General features: G+C 39.3%; 24 protein-coding genes. 12 read left to right on the top strand and 12 right to left on the bottom strand.

Annotated features, from left to right (window positions below; translation table 11 throughout):
* Position 1: 1 nt before the first annotated feature.
* Both CYL18_RS07780 and CYL18_RS07775 read left to right on the top strand, forming a co-directional pair.
* Entirely contained in the window at positions 2-451 is a 450-nt protein-coding gene (locus CYL18_RS07780) for a MaoC family dehydratase N-terminal domain-containing protein (protein WP_104848923.1), read from the top strand.
* Positions 448-852 (top strand): MaoC/PaaZ C-terminal domain-containing protein, encoded by a 405-nt coding sequence (locus CYL18_RS07775; protein WP_104848922.1) that lies wholly within the window; start codon positions 448-450, stop codon positions 850-852. The genes CYL18_RS07780 and CYL18_RS07775 overlap by 4 nt, the downstream gene beginning before the upstream one ends.
* 56 nt (positions 853-908) lie before the next feature.
* Here CYL18_RS07775 and CYL18_RS07770 read toward each other — a convergent pair whose 3' ends face one another.
* From CYL18_RS07770 to CYL18_RS07745, 6 genes are all read right to left on the bottom strand, one after another.
* On the bottom strand, positions 909-1,265 hold the full coding sequence (locus CYL18_RS07770) for a helix-turn-helix domain-containing protein (protein ID WP_104848921.1): 357 nt from the start codon (positions 1,263-1,265) through the stop codon (positions 909-911).
* 206 nt (positions 1,266-1,471) lie between these two features.
* Positions 1,472-2,098 carry a hypothetical protein gene (locus CYL18_RS07765; RefSeq protein ID WP_104848920.1) on the bottom strand — a complete coding sequence of 209 codons (627 nt, stop codon included), beginning with the start codon at positions 2,096-2,098 and terminating at the stop codon, positions 1,472-1,474.
* Positions 2,099-2,619: 521 nt separating this feature from the next.
* Positions 2,620-2,904, bottom strand: coding sequence for a hypothetical protein (locus CYL18_RS07760; RefSeq protein WP_146102830.1), 285 nt, complete (start codon positions 2,902-2,904; stop codon positions 2,620-2,622).
* Positions 2,905-3,711: 807 nt separating this feature from the next.
* Entirely contained in the window at positions 3,712-4,014 is a 303-nt protein-coding gene (locus tag CYL18_RS07755; RefSeq protein ID WP_104848918.1) for a hypothetical protein, read from the bottom strand.
* Positions 4,015-4,317: 303 nt separating this feature from the next.
* Positions 4,318-4,518, bottom strand: a complete 201-nt coding sequence (locus tag CYL18_RS07750; protein ID WP_104848917.1) for a hypothetical protein — start codon at positions 4,516-4,518, stop codon at positions 4,318-4,320.
* A gap of 340 nt (positions 4,519-4,858) precedes the next feature.
* Positions 4,859-5,650, bottom strand: coding sequence for a LysM peptidoglycan-binding and 3D domain-containing protein (locus CYL18_RS07745; protein WP_104848916.1), 792 nt, complete (start codon positions 5,648-5,650; stop codon positions 4,859-4,861).
* A gap of 677 nt (positions 5,651-6,327) precedes the next feature.
* Between CYL18_RS07745 and lepB the strand changes: the two genes are divergently transcribed.
* The 3 genes from lepB (at position 6,328) to CYL18_RS07730 (ending at position 8,344) form a co-directional block, all read left to right on the top strand.
* The gene (gene lepB / locus CYL18_RS07740) at positions 6,328-6,846 is read left to right on the top strand and encodes a signal peptidase I (RefSeq protein ID WP_104848915.1); all 519 of its coding nucleotides are present in this window, start codon (positions 6,328-6,330) and stop codon (positions 6,844-6,846) included.
* A 133-nt stretch (positions 6,847-6,979) separates the two neighbouring features.
* Positions 6,980-7,456, top strand: a complete 477-nt coding sequence (locus tag CYL18_RS07735) for a DinB family protein (RefSeq protein WP_104848914.1) — start codon at positions 6,980-6,982, stop codon at positions 7,454-7,456.
* Between the two features lie 336 nt (positions 7,457-7,792).
* Positions 7,793-8,344: a transglycosylase SLT domain-containing protein gene (locus tag CYL18_RS07730; RefSeq protein WP_236636319.1), complete on the top strand. Its 552-nt coding sequence runs from the start codon at positions 7,793-7,795 to the stop codon at positions 8,342-8,344.
* Between the two features lie 61 nt (positions 8,345-8,405).
* Here CYL18_RS07730 and yfkAB read toward each other — a convergent pair whose 3' ends face one another.
* Positions 8,406-9,533, bottom strand: a complete 1,128-nt coding sequence (gene yfkAB, locus CYL18_RS07725) for a radical SAM/CxCxxxxC motif protein YfkAB (protein WP_104848912.1) — start codon at positions 9,531-9,533, stop codon at positions 8,406-8,408.
* Positions 9,534-9,888: 355 nt separating this feature from the next.
* Here yfkAB and CYL18_RS07720 point away from each other — a divergent pair, with 355 nt between their 5' ends.
* On the top strand, positions 9,889-10,191 hold the full coding sequence (locus CYL18_RS07720; protein ID WP_104848911.1) for a hypothetical protein: 303 nt from the start codon (positions 9,889-9,891) through the stop codon (positions 10,189-10,191).
* 68 nt (positions 10,192-10,259) lie between these two features.
* A complete protein-coding gene (locus CYL18_RS07715; RefSeq protein WP_104848910.1) occupies positions 10,260-10,574 on the top strand; it encodes a thioredoxin family protein in 315 nt (104 codons plus the stop codon).
* A gap of 188 nt (positions 10,575-10,762) precedes the next feature.
* On the opposite strand, the gene CYL18_RS07710 is transcribed toward CYL18_RS07715, so the two are convergent.
* Complete coding sequence (locus tag CYL18_RS07710) at positions 10,763-11,740, bottom strand: exonuclease domain-containing protein (protein ID WP_104848909.1); 978 nt, start codon at positions 11,738-11,740, stop codon at positions 10,763-10,765.
* Between the two features lie 177 nt (positions 11,741-11,917).
* Between CYL18_RS07710 and CYL18_RS07705 the strand changes: the two genes are divergently transcribed.
* Together CYL18_RS07705 and CYL18_RS07700 are read left to right on the top strand one after the other, a co-directional pair.
* Entirely contained in the window at positions 11,918-12,679 is a 762-nt protein-coding gene (locus tag CYL18_RS07705) for a threonine/serine exporter family protein (protein ID WP_236636316.1), read from the top strand.
* A 12-nt stretch (positions 12,680-12,691) separates the two neighbouring features.
* Complete coding sequence (locus CYL18_RS07700; protein WP_104848908.1) at positions 12,692-13,156, top strand: threonine/serine exporter family protein; 465 nt, start codon at positions 12,692-12,694, stop codon at positions 13,154-13,156.
* 34 nt (positions 13,157-13,190) lie between these two features.
* Here CYL18_RS07700 and CYL18_RS07695 read toward each other — a convergent pair whose 3' ends face one another.
* Complete coding sequence (locus CYL18_RS07695) at positions 13,191-13,382, bottom strand: hypothetical protein (RefSeq protein WP_104848907.1); 192 nt, start codon at positions 13,380-13,382, stop codon at positions 13,191-13,193.
* Positions 13,383-13,653: 271 nt separating this feature from the next.
* Here CYL18_RS07695 and CYL18_RS07690 point away from each other — a divergent pair, with 271 nt between their 5' ends.
* Entirely contained in the window at positions 13,654-14,169 is a 516-nt protein-coding gene (locus CYL18_RS07690) for a GNAT family N-acetyltransferase (protein ID WP_104849071.1), read from the top strand.
* A gap of 44 nt (positions 14,170-14,213) precedes the next feature.
* Here the strand turns inward: CYL18_RS07690 and CYL18_RS19695 are convergent, their stop codons facing one another.
* Positions 14,214-14,375 (bottom strand): ferrochelatase, encoded by a 162-nt coding sequence (locus CYL18_RS19695; RefSeq protein WP_146102835.1) that lies wholly within the window; start codon positions 14,373-14,375, stop codon positions 14,214-14,216.
* A 235-nt stretch (positions 14,376-14,610) separates the two neighbouring features.
* Here CYL18_RS19695 and CYL18_RS07685 point away from each other — a divergent pair, with 235 nt between their 5' ends.
* Both CYL18_RS07685 and CYL18_RS07680 read left to right on the top strand, forming a co-directional pair.
* Complete coding sequence (locus tag CYL18_RS07685; protein WP_161497101.1) at positions 14,611-14,904, top strand: GNAT family N-acetyltransferase; 294 nt, start codon at positions 14,611-14,613, stop codon at positions 14,902-14,904.
* A gap of 137 nt (positions 14,905-15,041) precedes the next feature.
* Positions 15,042-15,572: an NADPH-dependent FMN reductase gene (locus tag CYL18_RS07680; RefSeq protein WP_104848905.1), complete on the top strand. Its 531-nt coding sequence runs from the start codon at positions 15,042-15,044 to the stop codon at positions 15,570-15,572.
* 95 nt (positions 15,573-15,667) lie between these two features.
* Here the strand turns inward: CYL18_RS07680 and CYL18_RS07675 are convergent, their stop codons facing one another.
* Positions 15,668-15,853, bottom strand: coding sequence for a hypothetical protein (locus tag CYL18_RS07675; RefSeq protein ID WP_104848904.1), 186 nt, complete (start codon positions 15,851-15,853; stop codon positions 15,668-15,670).
* A gap of 428 nt (positions 15,854-16,281) precedes the next feature.
* Positions 16,282-18,105 (bottom strand): ABC transporter ATP-binding protein, encoded by a 1,824-nt coding sequence (locus CYL18_RS07670; protein WP_104849070.1) that lies wholly within the window; start codon positions 18,103-18,105, stop codon positions 16,282-16,284.
* Between the last annotated feature and the right edge of the window lie 4 nt (positions 18,106-18,109).

Genomic DNA, 18,109 nt, shown 5'->3' with positions numbered 1-18,109 from the left:
CATGTATGAGGCGGCAATAGGAAAGCGATCAGAACGAGTTAGAAATGTGATTGACCGAAACAAGGTTAAGCAGTTTGCCCGTGCAATCGGAGATGAAAATCCGATTTATGTAGATGAAGCGACTGGGGCTTCCTCAAGGTACGGGAGCAATCTGGCACCTCCTACATATCCAAGAGTGTTTAATTATGGCCAGATAGAAGGATTGACGCTTCCCCCAAAAGGACTGATTCATGGGGAACAGATTTATCATTATGAACGGCCTCTTCTTGTAGGGGATGAGGTATATTGTTACGCGAGAGTAGCTGATTATAAGGAACGAGAAGGAAAAAATGGCAGGATGGGAATCATGCGCATCGAAAACAACGGGGAGGACGCCGAAGGGAAACCAATCTTTTCTTCGACCGTTGTCATTATTATTAATGAGGCTGCTATAAAGGGGATGAATCAATGAACACAATTGAACAGCTAAAGGTTGGTGAAGGAATTGCTCCGGTCCAATTGCCTCCGGTCACACCTGATGTTCTAGTTCAATACGCAGAGGCCTCAGGAGACCATAATCCAATCCATCTTGATGAAGATGAAGCAAAGCGGCTTGGTCTACCTGGAATCATTGCGCACGGCATGTGGACGATGGGGAATTTGACAAAACTATTCACTCCTTATTATGAAGAGGGATTCCTGCAAGATTATCAAATCCGTTTCAGAGGGATGGTCTTTTTGGGAGATATCGTTACCTTGCAGGCTAAGCTGGAGTCGAAGGATGATCAATTATTAACCTTTCAGGTTTCAGCGTCCAATCAAAGTGGTGCTGATGTGCTAAAAGGCAAAGCAATCTTTAGGCTGGCCCAATAATCAAAAAAAGAGGAGCTGCCCAAAAGCTGTGGGTGCCGGCTCCTCTTTCTAAATTATTATCGATAAAATAAACCTAAGGAAATATCCAGTAGCCGCTGTTTCTCATCCTCACTCAAACTTCGGCCATATAGAATGACTTCATTATCATGAAATAGTTGATGTAAATCATAGGATCCATATGGATGAGAAGTAGTGGCTGGCTCTCTCAAATCCGAATTTCCTAACAGATAATCAACAGAGACTTCAAAATAGTGAGCCAATTGTAATAAACCTTCAATACTTGGTTCGCGTGTCTCCCTTTCGTAAGAGCCTAGTGTGGACTGGGCTACCCCGATGATAGTTCCCAGCTCTTCTTGTGATAAACGCTTCTCTTTACGTAATTCTTTTAATCTGGATCCAAAAGAAGATGTCATTATAGATCCCACCTTTTTACGAAACGTATTGTATATTTTTATTATAGGACAAAAGAGCTAAATGAGCGAGTAAAATGGTGTAAAATGAATCTAATAATTACAATAATTAATGTTTTTATGAATTTTAAGTAAAGAACAACATTTCTGAACAACAATTCGATGCATTATTGTCATTCTTTTGCCCTGCTCAGGACCAAAGGCTTGTCCTATAGTCCGTCGGTATCATAAACAGATTTGGAATTTAGATTTACTCCATACCAGCCTCGCGTTGCGGTATGCTGGGATTCTCCGTCATCAACAACCTCATACACATGAATACAGATGTCGCTGCTGCCAGGGACATTGCCTTCTATATCAAAATGAACATTAGATTCATTGGCGTATCCAATATATTCTTTAACAAGCTCAATGGCTTCTGTTGGTTCTGAGAAAATTGGCTCCTCTGAATGAGTATCTGAATCTGTTTCTTCGTCCAATGGTACTGAGGCTCCCTCATTTTTGGTGGTTGAAGAATCCGCTGTAGCTTGATTTTTATTTGCTTCAGCTGCCTCATTGTCAGATTGATAATCTTGCGTTAAGTCAGACTTCGTTGTTTGTTCTTCAAGTGCAGTAATCGTTTTCTTCGCCTCTAGAATACTTGCTTGTAAATCCTCATTTTCTTTCTTTTGTTCAGCCAAGGATTGCTGTAAACCCTCGATTTGATTTGTCAGTTGATCAATTTCAGATGTGTAGCGGGAATAAGACAATACGTAGGCTATTACTCCACTAACCAGCAAAATGCCGAGTATTGCTAGCGTGAGAATATTTAAGTTTTTTCTTTTCATGCTGTTCATGTCAATCCTCCCTAAGTATGTATATATCTATTATATCTAAAAAGATTTTTCTAATATATAATGTGACGGAAATTTATAAGTATTTTTAGTTTTGGATTCGCCTGGAGAATAGATTTATATCCTATAAATAAATAGGTAAAGAAGGAGGTATTAGAAAGAAGGTGAACAGTATATTATAGTTTATTTCTTTATATTAATATATTTTACTTTATAGACTAACCATGAATCTTAGTTGCAGCTCACCTTAGGAGTGGATATAGAATTAAAATCCGCTTAGTATAAATGATCAGGTATTTATTAGTGAGGGGAAAATAAGGGGTTAAGAGCCTATGAGGGAGTCGCCGAAGCGCGTGTTCGAACGAAAAAATGGTGGGTGCTTAGCCTAAAATAATTTACTGTTCATCCCCTTAACAGAAAGTAAAGGTCGGTTTAATACTAGGCAAAAGCTATCAGGTGTAGAGAAATACGAATAGACAGGCTCGCACGAAATGATGAGCCTGCCTTATCATATAAGATAAATTTTATTTTTCGGCCACGGCCATTGGAATCGCTTTCATAATTAAGCCGGATATTAAAAGCAATAGGCTGCCAGCCATGAGAGTTGTGTGAAAGACAAGGATGCTTGATGATACAGCTTCACCGCCTATAGAATAGGCTACTTGGAAAATGACGCGGTAAAAGAACAACATAAACATGAAAATCCCAACAGAATACAGGATTCTATCTGTTCGTTTGCTAGCTGTGACAAGGAAGCAGAGGGCGATAATTAAGACAGCTAAAGCGAATGCCATAGTGACATACATCATTCATTCCTCCTTCGCAAGACCTTTTACATAATTTTACTATACTGGATAGGTTTGTGAAAGTGATAATTTCACTAAATTGTTATAATTATTTCCTAAAATATATTGACTTATTGAATAATATGTGATTAAAAGTAGCTGATTTGAGTAAAAAAGCAGGGCTTTATAAATTGAGATAAAATAAATGACTTTACTTAAGCGTTTTTACCTTCTGGTGAGAAAAGGGATATGTATAAGAGGAACACAACTTATAAAGAGCAGCGGTATTCCTTCTAGCCTGAATAGCAAATGATTTGGGGGGGTAACGTGGTCAATACTGGGGAGACCTCGTTTAGCCGAATAAGCATCCTCGACTTATGAGTAAACGAAGGAGAAATCAATGGTGGCTTCTGCTTTATGGTTCTCGGGTACGGGCTGATCTAATGTAATCATTTCTAATTAATCGCGGTTTTTAGAGGTATATTTGGTTAACATGTCATCATCCCCTTCGATAAGAATAGTTAACTATTACACAAAAATGAGGAATTTGTTTTGTACGTGCTAATTTTTATGAAGCGCAGACTCCTATTTTTGGCAGAATGGGCGAGACTCTCGGTACGGAGCTCTTGCCGAAGGAGAGCTGGCGAAAGCAGCATCCCTACGGAAAGCTAGAGCCCATTCTGTCGAAAATAGCTTTCAAGACCATATGGGGGTGCGAGAGTATAAAAAAACTGTAGACAAAACCCCTTAATGGGTTTTGTCTACAGACTGAGGGAATGAATCATCCCCGGATGATGTGCTTATCAGATGGTTGGTAAGTGCAGGAGTCAATCAAGACATGACAGGCATTCGCATGGTGCGAATGACATTGTTTATATATTTCCTGCGTTTGTAAATAATGGTCTTTAATTCTTCGTTGGTTAAAGAAGTCTCGGAAACATCACAATAATCGGTTCCTTTTCCATGGATGGTCCATTTCTGTTCATGTTCATAAAACATCAGTGTACATTGTCCGCCTCTAATATGATCTTCAAAGACGAAATAAAATTTGCTTCCCTCTTCATCAAAAGAAGAGATTGATTTAAAGTTTTCTACAAAGTGATCCACGTCTTTTTTATACATAATGACTTTCATTCAATATCCCTCCAGTTAAGTAGTGAGTACACTCATTTCATCTTATAGTATTTAATTATATAGATTAATTGGATTTTTCTCTATAGTAAAATAACTGGAATGGACTTTTGAGTTATTTTCCAACTGTAGCAGCAAGGTGAAAGGAAGGGTCTAGAGGAAGGGAGCGGTTTTAGTTGGAGTTGTATAGAGGTAGTATGAGGCTGCTAGAATCCCAAAGTGTTGAAACATACATCATTGTTTCTAAAACAATACTTAAGACCAAATCTAATATGATTTGGCCTTAAGTAATGAAATAGAATCATCTTAATCGCCGATTTTTCCTGTGCCGTTACACTCAGGACAATTCTTGACAGCTGGATATAGACGAATCGCACGCTTAAAGGCTTCCTCGTATGAAAAATGGCTGACTTCTGTCAGACGAATAATCTCTCTATCTAAATTTTCGTATTGTTGATGATGTTCATCATAAATTTTGCCGTCAAAACAATCTCTGCAAATCCCCAATATCCATATCCTCCCTTGAATTGATTACGTCAATATTGTATCGAATAAACAAAAAGGACGCAAAAAGGTAGCTTGCGGAAACAGTATTTAAGAGGATAGGAGAATAAAATATAGAAAAAATGGAATTTTGGTTAAGCGCTTACCAAACAGAGGTATAAATATATAAACCGTCAGCCAAAAGCTGAAAGAATTTAATATGAAGCTGCAAAAAGATAGTGAATCGGAATAAAAGGTGAAGGATAAACATTGAGTATCTATTATTCTCGATTGGGAATAGAGGATAAAAAAACACCTCTCAAGAACTGGATGTAAACTCGAGAGGTGTCTAGTCAGTAGGTATTTAGTTTAATACTTGAACTTGGACTGTTTTGCGTCCCCATGACATCGCTGCATCATGTGAAGGAATGAAAACATCAATCTTATTGCCTTTTATCGCGCCGCCTGTATCAGAGGCAGTAGCATATCCGTATCCTTCAACATAGACTTTAGAGCCTAGTGGAATGACATTTGGATCTACAGCGATAACTTTGGCATCTGGGTTAGCTTTAAGGTTAACGCCTGTGGCTGTAGTACCTGAACATCCGTTACAGTTGGCCGTATAGGCTGTTGCTGATACTGTAAGGGTTTTGCCGGCGCTAGGTTTAGCTTCAGTCGCTGCTGTTTTCTGTACTGCTGGTTCTTTCTTGGCTGTTGGTTGAGCAGTTTGTTTTACGGCAGGTTTTGCTGCAGGTTTAGCAGCAGCTGTGTTCTTGTTTGTTGCGGGTGCTTGACCATCACCTGCTAGTTTAAGAACCTGTCCTGGATGTATCACAATAGAGTTTAATTGATTCCAAGAACGTAAGTCTTTAATAGATACATTCTTTTCTTTGGAGATCTTCCACAAGCTATCTCCTTTTTTTACTTTATAAGTTGGTGTGTCTTTTTTGACAACCAATTTAGTGTTCTCGATGATTGTGTCTGAATCGAGACCGTTCAGTTTTTTTATATTATCTACTGAAGTGTCGTATTTTTGAGATATTCCCCAGAGAGTATCTCCTTTTTTTACTGTAATTTCTTGAGCGGATGCTTTTTGCCCACTCATAGCAACGGTGATGGAAGCTACCGCTACAAACGATAATAAAGTCTTCTTCATGTAGTTTTAACCTCCTAAAATTGTTTGTATCAGCTAACATTGACAATCTTAACAGGTTTATCCAAAAGAAGTAATAACGAGCAGATGATAAATTCGTTACCGATATAACGCTATTATGTCAGTAATATGTCTATTTATCTGAAAATTCAGATAAATAAAGGCGAAAAAAGGGATGATTTATTGGTATGATAGGCTTTGAGTTAGATTGGTTAAAAGTGATTTTTTGTCATAAATGTAACACAAATATCCATTTACTGTCGTAAATGGTAAAAAATGTAAGTTCATTTTCATTGAAAAAATGACGAAAAATCTAAAATAGAGGTTTGAAAATTGGAAGATAGGACTCAAAATTGGTTGAAAATGTAAAATCGATTGTATTTCCATGACAGAATAGTGGGTCGAGGGATCAATCAATTTTTTCGATTTACCAATTGAGAAAGATATAGTTATAGTATATACGAATATCTGACAAAAATTAAGCTTTTTTTGAAAAAGTTGTTGAAATTTTCCTCACCTTTAAAAATTGAAAGAAGTGCTATTTAGCGGTGTGCAACTCTTCCGTTTAAAGAGGATAAGTTTATGCTCGCTTCTAGAATTCGACAAACTAATGAAAATAGATGAATTAAAATAAAGGTGAGCTTAATAGTAAGGAAGAAAAGAGAGGAGATGGACGGCAGATAGTAAAGGAACAAGGTTCGGGCGCAAGTATTTGGAGTGGAATTAAGATATTAATTGCCTCGGTTCTTTTAATTGTTATGATACGGATGTTTTTGCTGACACCTTATAAGGTGGAGGGGCTCTCGATGGAACCCACCTTGCATGATCAAGAGAAAATACTTGTGACACCCGTACGTTGGGAAGCTTCCTATCGCCGCGGGGAGATTGTCGTCATAAAAGGTGATGGCTATGAACGATATGTAAAGAGAGTGATTGGACTTCCAGGGGATAAAATAGAAGTAAAGGGTGAGGATTTATACATCAATGATAAAAAGTGGAACGAAGCATATCTAGATGGTGTCAGTACAGATGACTTTAGTGCCACACTGGTTCCTGAGCATTGTTATTTTGTGATGGGGGATAATCGGACAGTCAGTATGGACAGCAGGAATGGTCTTGGGTTTATTGAAGAGGAGCGGATTATCGGGAAAGGGAAATATGTTTTTTACCCATTTCAAGACATGCGGGAGATTCAATAAAAGAGGGTCTATAAATAGGGTGTTTTCGTGTTTCTTCTATATAATACATTTAGATGATTATAAAGTCGGAAGGAGTTAAGTTTGCATCGGGCGAATGTTTATTTAGTAATAAAGAGCTTTGGAGGGATGAAGTATGCTAAAAAGGCATGAAGTTCTGATTAAGCAGTTAGCCGATTATCGCCATGAATTTCTACAAACGGTTTCGAGTGTTGGAGAAGAGGAAGCAGATATGATTCCGGAAGGGTATCGGAATAATATTCGCTGGCATATGGGTCATGTTTATGTGGATCAGTATTTATGGATTCAGCATTTGACAAAAGAAGAGGTCGTCATGCCGAAGAATTTCGTAGAATGGTTCGGTTACGGAACAAGTCCTTTGGACTGGGGAGAGAATATACCAAGTTTGGATTATTTAAAAAAGCTGCTGGCCATTCAGCCGTTTATGATTCGTGATTTATATGGGGAGCGGCTTGATGAGCAATTCCCGACAACTGAATCGGGAATGCAAACAATTGCTCAAGTATTAGTTAGGACTATATTTCACGAGGGGATTCATTTGGCGAATGTTCAAGCAATTAAGAGAGCAACAGCAGCCAGGAAAATTTATTGAGAATAAGTGGTATGACCATTATTTTAGAATTTAATTAACGAGATTTTACAATAGAAAGCGGGTGTTTGCTAATTGCAGACACCTGCTTTTTATCGATTGTTTATATAAGTCAAACAAGGTGTTCAGCAGTTACCAAAAGAGACCCATGGTAGGGAAAACGATTATTCTGTATATATTTAAGTGATGTTTTATTACGTAATTATTACATTGAATACATTAGCCTTACATTAACGTTATATTCTGATGAATTAATATATTTCTTTGTTTTGGTTTTGGTATAGTACAAGAGTAGCAAGCTAGATGCTAAGAAAAAGTCCTAAACCAAAAGGAGTATGTATGAAAAACAATCAAGGAAACAAACTGCTGAAACTGTTTCTTCTTTCTATGTTTGTTGTTGCTCTTGTCTTTAGTACAACTATACCGGGAACGTCGAATACAGCTGAAGCAGCTGGTTTCAAGTATTCGAGTAAAGTTCCATTATCTAAATCTCAACAGAAATATTTATATGACCTTTGTGTAAAAAGAGGATTGAACTATAAGCATACATTAGCCGTTATTAAGCATGAGAGTAATTTCAAAGCTAAGGCTAAAGGCGGTTCAAACTATGGTTTATTCCAAATTAATAAAGTAAATCATAAAAATTTGGCTAAAGTGACGAAAACCAAAAACAGCCCATATGATGTAAAGGTAAACATGAACTGGGGTACATATATGCTGTCAAATTTGCAGAAAAAATATGCTAAAAAAGGCTATAAAGGAACAGCTCTTCGTGAAGCTACATTAAGTGCCTATAATAAAGGTGAAGGCGGATTTGCCAAGTACGGTAAAGCTACTGCTTATATTAAAAAACATAATCAAGCCTATAAAGTTATACAATCATGGTTCTAACTTAAAAACAGCGCTTAACCGGATAGGGTTAAGCGCTGTTTTTATGTAAATATCCATTTAGCTATAAATTGGATTTTAGGCTGTTGAAGTCCTCATTTGGATAGTAGGCATTTTTCACGAGCACGTTTGGTCCGAGACATTTCACTGCTGGGCAATGGCAGTTAAGCGAGCGGGCTAGCTTTGTATTCATCCACTTCTCATAAACCTCCTTCAAGGAGTGGTGGAGGATGTTGCCGAGTGCCGGGGCATCGCCGAAATCGGTCACAATTACTTCTCCGTTGAAGATATTGACATTCAAGCGGGAGCGACCATCCGGGTCATTTCGGATGGTCACATTCTTACTTGCGTACAGGCGTTTCAGAAGGTTAAGATCCTCATCGTTATTGCTGCAAGGATAAAAAGGCAATGTGCCGAAGAGCATCCATACGTCCTCATTCCTGCAATCGAGCAATCGATGAATAGCTGCTCTAATTTCATCTAAGGACAAAACTTCTAGTGCGGAGGCAAAATCACTCGGGTACATGGGATGAATTTCATGTCTTCTGCAGCCCATTTCTTCCGTAATCTGTTTATGTATGTTCTCCAAATAAGGCAATGTGCGCTTATTCAGCATGGTTTCCGCAGAGACAAGAACTCCTGCCCGGTTCAAATGAATGGAGTTGTCAATGATATTCTGGAAAAGGGCTTCCCTTTGCTTATAGGATGGTTTTCTTTCCATCATCGCGAACCCGCCCTCAACGAATTCATCAATCGTTCCCCAGTTATGGGAAATATGCAATACATCTAAATAAGGAATGATTGATTCATATCGTTCAAGCGGCAGGGTAAGGTTCGAGTTGATTTGGGTATGGACCCCTCGTTGAGATGCATACCTCAATAATGGCACGACATAGCTCTCGACACTTTTTTTAGCAAGCATCGGTTCCCCTCCGGTAATGCTGATGGAGCGCAGATGTGGGATTTCCTCAAGTCTTTGAATCAATAATTCTAGCGGCAGTGCATTCGGGTCTTTTGGCTGCAATGTATAACCGACAGCGCAATGCTCACATCGCATATTGCATAGGGTGGTAGTAGTGAACTCTATATTGGAAAGAGTCATTTTACCATATTGAGATACATCCATATAGGCTTCCCAAGGGTCATACAGGGGACTCATTTCTGTTGAAAGCCCCTTCTTTACACTAATCATATTCAATCTCCTCAAGGTAAAAATTTCATACCCCATATTATGGTCATTTTAGCCGATTTATGTCAATCAATCTATGTGGAGGATTCAGGGGAAAGAAGGAGGTATCCCTCGTGTTTCATCCGTAAATCTTTTAAGGAAAAAGGTATTAACAATTCCAATGGACCATTGATTATAGGTTTTGTTTTAGAAGATAATGGAAATGGTAGTAAGGAGTGATTGGTTTATTTAGAAAGTCAGCGATATGTTTCCTCCACATATAGCGTAAGCTTTAACAAAATTCACTTATAATATCAAGAAGGTTGGATGGAGGTTAACCGTTAACTAATGACTCGAGTGATAAATAAGGAGTGAAAGAATGAGAAAATTCACGAAGACCACGATTGGGTTCCTGCTTGTAATCGGATTGGGATATGCAGCAGCGACTTCCATTTATGCCGGATCAAGTGAGTCAACGGAAGATGAGCTGCCAAAGACCAAGGTTGAATATAAAGGTGAACCAATTGAGGTTTACATTGGAAATCCTGAAAAGGGGAACAGCAAGGAGATTTCTGAATGGACTGATGGACTATCAGATGACACAATTCAAAAAGCATTAGAGGAGTTTGAGAAATCAACCGGAATTCCACTTTCTGAGATTGAAAAGGAAAATGCGAATTGATTCATTTCTCTTTTTTAACGCTTGAGGTAAAATAAGAAGAGCGACTAGTCAGAAAGAGAGGAATTGAAATGAAGAAGGTACAGACAATAGAGGAATTTAACGAACAAATTTCCAATAACCAGCTCACCGTGGAAATCTTTACGACAACCTGGTGTCCGGATTGCAAAAGGCTAGATATGTTCATAGATGAGATTGTGGCCGAGCATGCGGATAAAACATGGTATATGGTAGATAAGGATGAGTTCCCTGAGTTGGCTGAGGAACATAATGTGATGGGAATTCCGAGCTTGCTGGTATATAAGAACGGCGAGAAAATTGCACATTTGCACAGTGCCAATGCCAAAACACCTGATCAAGTCAGGGAATTTTTGAATGAATTATAAATAAAAACATAAAAGGGCTGAGGTATCAGTATTTCAGTCAATAATAAACCCGAATTATTAGGTGATAGTTTTATCACGCTTAATAGTTCGGGTTTTTGTTTGTTTCAATAGATATCCTAACAAAGTCTATTAAGGAAGCTATCGTTTGTCTTGCGGAATCGTTTATAAGTTCTGTCCCAGCCGCTTTTTTAGATTAATTTTTTTGAAGTGTGGCCGCTTTTGGCCTCAGCTAGCAGCCTTAGAAAACGAGACTCATCGAGCAGCTCGATTGGAATGCCCTTATCCTGAAGTTCCCGTGCTTTACTCTCTTTCGAACTGATTCCCTGGTCTCCAACTATTGAGTGATCTTGTCTCCCTATAATGAGATAATCTGTCTTCTTGCTGACACTTGATTTAAGAATACCGCCGAAATTTACGATTGTCTGCATGGCATCAATTCTGTTCATCGAATCAAGGTCACCCGTAAAGACAAAGGTCTTTCCATAGAGAGGGTTATTTTCATCTGGGTCAATCGTTGGTTTTATATCACCTATTTTAACGGTTTTGCTATATTTTTTGGTTACTGGAGCTTTTTCCTTCGTGAAGGCATTCATTGGCCTTAACTGAGATAATCGCTTAATAGGCAAGGAAGGGTGAGCTTCAAGAAAATCAGGAAAGGATGGCTGACCGCTTGCTTCGATGCTTTTTAGCACAAGCTCTGCACAGGCCCTTGCATCAGCTAAGGCATGATGATGTTCTTCTAGGTCGATGCCAAAATAACGGGTCCGCTCCTTAAGTGATTGTCTGACACGATGTCCCCCAATTGCCCGGTTAGAAATAGGGATGCTGCAGCAATAGGTTAATTCGGGTATAGCTAAATCGTATTCCTTCAGGCAAGCATGTAAGACGCTCATATCGAAATAGGCATTATGGGCAATAATCATGGTGTCTTTAAAGTCATGTTCGATTATTTTCCAAACTTCATTAAATGCAGGCGCATCCTTAACGGCCTCAGGCGTTATGCCATGCACCTCCATATTCTTGCGGTCGAATTTCATGATAGGTGGTTGTATAAGGAAATACTTCTCATCTGCAATTTTTTGATTATTGACATAGACGATTCCGATAGAGCATGCGCTATTCGGATATTGATTGGCTGTTTCGAAATCAATCGCGATAAATTCCACTTGCAAACCTCCTGATTCATTCTTTAGATGGGGCTCCTATATGAAAGCATTCTTCTATTATAGCAGTTTATCAGAAAAAGGCAGGAAGCTAGGACTAAATGAGTCTAGCTTTTCCAAGATATTATTGTACAATATATTAATAAAGAATTGATAATCTAAAGCGGAGTAGTGATACGTTTGGCATCCAGTCAGAATGATTGTTTAATAAAGGCCAGTCTTCTAGCCGGCAAAATCATGCTTGAAAACGGAGCGGAAACAAGCCGGGTAGAGGACACAATGGAAAGGATGATATCCAAAGCGCTCGGCGTGGAGCGAAATCAGGAGACCTTTACCTACATAACTTTAAGTGGGATTTTCGTGAAAACGGATATGAATAATACCAATTTTATCCGAATTGATAATCGCGATCATAATTTGAATAAAATTACAAAAGTGAATCAAATATCCCGTCTTTTCACTGAAGACCTCCTTACTCTTGAAGAAGTGTATGAAAAATTGCAGGAGGTCGACCGGGAAAAGATGGGTTATTCCCTCACGATGAAATTGATCTTCACAGCGATTCTAAGCGGCAGTGTTATGCTAATCATGAATGGCACCTTTATAGATTTGCCAGCAAGCATGATTGGCGGTTTGGTTTGTTATGTGTCGTATTTGCTGGGCTATCAATATTTGAAAATACCGTTTATAACAGAATATATAGCCGCCTTTTTAGGCGGTTTGGCTGCTTTCTTTGTCAACGGAATGGTCGGAAGTCATTTGAGCTCTGTGATGATTGGAACGGTGGCTCCGCTGGTTCCGGGGATAGCGATTACGAATGCCATACGAGATATTTTGGCAAAGCATTATATTTCCGGCTCCATCCGTATGGTGGAGGGGATATTTATTGCTGGGTCCATTGGAACAGGAATAGCGACGGTTTATTATATTTTCATACAGTAGGAGTCATTACGGATGTTAAATCTCATTTTTCATATGGTCTTTAGCTTCTTATCATCCATCTCATTCGCCATCATCTGCAATGTGCCGAAGAAGTCTATCCCGATGGGCGGAATCGTAGGGATGCTTGGATGGATGGGCTACATTCTTTTAAGCACCAATGGGTATGGAATCTTTCAAGCAAGTGTGGTTTGCTCCTTGCTGCTAGCCTTTGCCGGGCAAATTGCTGCGCGAATGTTCAAGATGCCTTTGACCGTTTTTTATGTGCCTGGTCTAGTCCCTATTGTGCCGGGCATTTCAGCCTTCCAGGCGTTTCGCCATCTAACCATGAATGACTATGATGCCGCTATTATGGGGTTTTTGAATGTCGGTTATTGTGCAATAGGAATTGCCTGCGGAATCGTTATATCGGATATTTTGTTCAATACATTTTTTGGTCTGTATCGCTTCATAAAGCGTGATGGAAAACAAAAAGCTTGATTTGTCTCGGATAAATCAAGCTTTTTGTGTTTGGCTAATGCTGCTGCCCTCGGTATGATTTTCGGACCTTCTCTATCTCCTTTAGTTCTTCCCAGCGTTCCTCGGCAACATGCTCTTCTTTTTCACATTTCGGACAATAGATTCCAACGATTAGACTGCCTTCGCGGCCAATACGATGCCATTCATGAGTACATAATTTTTGTTTAACCAGTTTGAACAAACCCATTTTTACGTCTCCTTTAATCTCGTTTCTACCTGTCAAAATAGCAAGAAAGAAAGGGAATCCCCATCCGTTTTTAGAATAGAACCGCTAATTTGCAAAAAACTATTAATCTCTTATCAATGGTTTAAGGAAAGGTTACAGACAGGAAAGTCTGTTTTTACTATATATTGTAAATTATACAGGAAGATTGAAAGAAGAAAAGGGAGGATTTACCGTTTGTTATGTCGAATTCCAAAAAAATACTTCAACAAAAACAATTAGGGAAGTGATGCAGATGAGAATTCGGCAGGCGGTCCCTGCAGATGCGCCTTATATAGCGGAAGTGAATGTGGAAAGCTGGCGTTCTACCTATAAGGGGATTGTTCCAGATCAATATTTAAACGGAATGTCACTCGAAAAAAGAGAAAGGCAGTGGCGCTTGATCATTGAGAACCCGGATTCCATTGTCCTGGTTGCCGAACTGGAGGGTGGACGAATCATCGGCTATATCAGCGGCGGAAGAGAGAGGAGCGGAAAATCCCCTTTTGAAGGAGAACTTTATGCCATCTATCTTTTGAAGGATTGTCAAAGAAAAGGGGTAGGCAAGAAATTAGTTAAGGAATTGATTCGTGAAATGAGGAATCAGCATATAACGAATATGCTGGTTTGGGTGATTGAAGAGAATCCGTCTAAATGTTTTTATGAATTAATTGGGGGAAAGCCTTTCTTTAAAGAAAAGCTCATTATTTCGGGAAAGGAATTGCAGGAAGTGGGCTATGGTTGGCCGAGCTTAGATCTTGTTCTGGTTTGAATCGGCTATGCTGCCCGTCATTTATAACGGGCAGCATTAAGTACTTAATCCTGTCTGGCATAAAGATAGGGACTGAGAATACTGGCTAAACAATCGATGAAAAGAGGATCAACACTCGCGGCTGTCAGATAGTGATATTCTTTCCCGCCATTATTCAAGATGTTTTGCTTATTTTCCTTTTCTAATTCCTCAAGTGTTTCAGACAGTCAGCTGTGAAGCATGGTGACATGGACATGCTTAATTCCCTGATGGGCTAGATTGGTCAATGTATCACTCGTTGAGGGCTCAAGCCAAGGCTATATATCTATAATGATATTTATTTGGAATTAATCTGCTGTCAGGCGCATATTCTCAAATGAACAGAGATGCCTGGAGGGCATTCTGGAAGCATTGGGCGTCCAGTCATGGCTAGAGGCAAACATCTGCTGGAAGGTGATGCGAATGGCTGATACAAAAACAGAATTTTATATAGCGATGGACGGTCATATTGTTGCTCAAATAGAATTTGTTCCTTGTGTAAGGGAGCATGAGCATAAAGTTATTCTAATTAATCATACACTTGTCATCGAACGGTATAGAGGAAGGGGGCTTGGCCGTGAATTAATTAATCGAGTGGTAAAACATGCCCGCTCGGAAAATAGACTGATTATCCCAGTCTGTCCATTTGCCAAAATGATATTAGAAGGCAATAACGATTATAAAGATATCCTGATTACAGGTTACCCAGACTCTTGACTAATTCTCTGGAATTAGGAAAGGGTCTTTTTCTATGAAAAAGCGGAATAGTGGATAATCTTTTTTCATCATCGTATGATGAAATCATTATGAAGATATTTAAACGGAAGTACATAGTTTTAGGAGGATGAAGAAGAATGAAAGCAGTCGGTTTATCGGGAGCAATCATCGGAGCGAAAACAGCGAAATCCGTTGAGGAAGTGTTAACGGCCATTAATCATTATGATGAATCCGTAGTTACGGAATTGGTGGACTTGCGCAATTATGACGTGGAGTTTGTGCGAGGTGTGCCCTTCTCTGAATATAATCAAGATACACAAGACGTGGTCAATAAGTTAAATGAGGCTGATGTGATTGTAATTGGAACACCCATTTATCAAGCATCGATTCCGGGTGTTCTAAAGAATGTTTTTGATCATCTTGCACCGAATTGCTTTAAAGGGAAAGTAGCCGGTATTGTGACAAACGGCGGCTCTGAGAAACATTTCTTAATGACGGAATATCAGCTGAAGCCAATCCTTTCGTATTTTAAGGCCATCCTGCCCTTGAATAATGTTTTCTTACATACATCATGCTTCGGTCCAAATAATGAAATCACGAATGAGGAAGAAAAGGAGCGGATTGAAAATCTGGCAAAGGAGCTTATCGAGCTGAAGAAATTATACTAAAATTATAATTTAGTGTGAAAAAAACTTGGCGAACACAGCCAAGTTTTTCTGTAATATGGGAATAAACAGAGGTTTAGTTGATTTTCGATCTTTAATCAAGAATAGTGATGCTGCTTGCTCATTTGTGCTTCTCTTTCATAAGAAACCATCCGTAAGCGGAGAATCAGTGAGTTTCTCCGTTTATTGAAATCAGGTGTTGATATGATATGGTAATCATAATAGTTTTGATAATTGATTCGCAGTTCATTCATTAATTGGTTATACAGCTGGTCTGAACGCATATCACTCACCTTCCTTAGCTTATGTAATCTATTATTATATTATCATAAAATTTTGTATATTCCATCACAATTTCAAAATAACGAATATATTATAAATATTTTTAAAAGGCAGATAATTCTTTCTGGCAAATTGGTTCATTAAATCACCGAGTCATGTATTGAATGGACCTATAAAAGCTAGGGGCAATTATGGAATGGGTTTGGTATTAGACCAGTCTCATTTTTAATTATGCCATCTAAATTTCATATTACTGAAGCCTAGCAAGACTTCTACAAGCAAGTCTGCTATAAGAACTAGAACGGGGAGAACGCAACAAACTCCCTCACTAATTTGTTTTTTTGTTCCATTAGAAAAACCGCACTCCATTTGTTAGATACATCTAATAAACGGAGTGCAGTTTAGTTTAAAGTGTTGGATTCTATCTTGCTCAGCCAGCGAATTGGCTATTATATAAGTCTGCATAGAACCCTTTTTGATCGAGAAGGGTTTCGTGTGTTCCTTGTTCAATCACTGTTCCTTTATTCATCACCAAAATGAGGTCGGCATCCTTAATGGTGGATAGGCGATGGGCAATGACGAAGCTAGTTCGGTTCTCCATTAAGCGATTCATCGCCTTTTGGATATAGAGTTCCGTTCTAGTGTCAACGCTTGAAGTCGCTTCATCGAGAATCAGAATAGCTGGATTGGCAAGAATCGCCCTAGCAATCGTCAAAAGCTGTTTTTGTCCCTGTGAAATATTTGTGGCATCTTCATTTAAAATGGTATCAAAGCCCTCCGGAAGGGTCCGGATAAAATGGTCTGCATGTGCCGCCTTAGCGGCATCCATGATCTCATCCTTTGTTGCATTCACCTTTCCGTAAGCAATATTTTCGGCAATGGTCCCATTAAATAGCCATGTATCTTGCAGGACCATTCCAAATAAGCTGTGAAGCTCTGAGCGTTTCATGTCCTTTATATTGACACCGTCTATACGAATGGCGCCGCCTTGAAGTTCATAGAAGCGCATTAATAAATTGATTAACGTTGTTTTACCAGCCCCGGTTGGACCCACAATGGCGACCTTTTGGCCCGGTTTTACGCTAATATTCATATCTTTGATTAATAACTGATCCTGACTATAACCAAAATCAACATGCTCAAAGGACACCTGTCCAAGAGGGTGCTGAATCGTTTTAGGATTTATCGCCTCTGGTTCCTCTTCCTGTTCATCAAGCAGTTCGAAGACTCGTTCGGCAGAGGCTATTGTCGATTGCAGGATATTCGCAATATTGGCGGTCTGTGTAATAGGCTGGGAGAATTGACGGGCATATTGGATGAATGCTTGAATGTCCCCAACGGTAATGCGCCCGTTGGCCACAAAAATCCCGCCCACGACACAAATGAGGACATACCCTATGTTACCTACGAATTGCATAAGCGGCATGATCACACCAGAGATAAATTGTGCCTTCCAGGATGACTGATAAAGCCGTTCATTGATATCATCAAATTCCTCAATGGCTTTATGTTCATGGCCAAAGGCCTTTACGACTTCGTGACCGGTATAGATTTCTTCTACATGTCCATTTAATTGTCCAAGTATATTTTGCTGGCTCGCAAAAAAGCCCTGTGATTTCTTGGCGATAAAAACGGCGATTATCCCGCTTAAGGGTAAGGTTAACAGCAGGATGATCGTCAAGGATACACTTATGGAGAGCATCATGATGATAACGCCGATAATGGTAACGATGCTTGTGATAATCTGTGTTAAGCTTTGCTGAAGGGTGGTGCTAATATTATCTACATCATTGACTATGCGGCTCAAAATTTCTCCGGTTGTCGTTTGATCCAAATATTTGAGCGGTAGGCGGCTGATCTTGTCTTCTGCTTCCTCGCGCAATTGAAAGACGGTCCTTTGAGCTACACTTGCCATGATATACCCTTGTATTAGGGTGAAAAGGGAGCTGAATAAGTATAGCAGGCCTAACAGTATGAGGATTCGGGCAATATAATGGAAATCTATGCCCCCGCCTGGCACTCCCTTCATCTTTAAGACAATTCCCTCAAAGATTTTCGTTGTCGCTTTTCCCAGTATTTTTGGAGCCAAAATAGTAAAAAGAGTACTTAGAATGGCTGTGAGAAAGACCGCCAAAAGCCTCCATTTATATGGGATTAAATAAGTAATCAATCTTTTCAAGGATCCCTTGAAGTCCTTTGCTTTCTCAACGGGACCCCCATGCCCGCCGCGCGGTCCAAAGCCATGCTTCGCCATCTTG

The sequence above is a fragment of the Pradoshia eiseniae genome (assembly GCF_002946355.1).
Classification (GTDB): Bacteria; Bacillota; Bacilli; order Bacillales; family Pradoshiaceae; genus Pradoshia; species Pradoshia eiseniae.
This window is presented reverse-complemented; position numbering and strand designations above follow the sequence as displayed.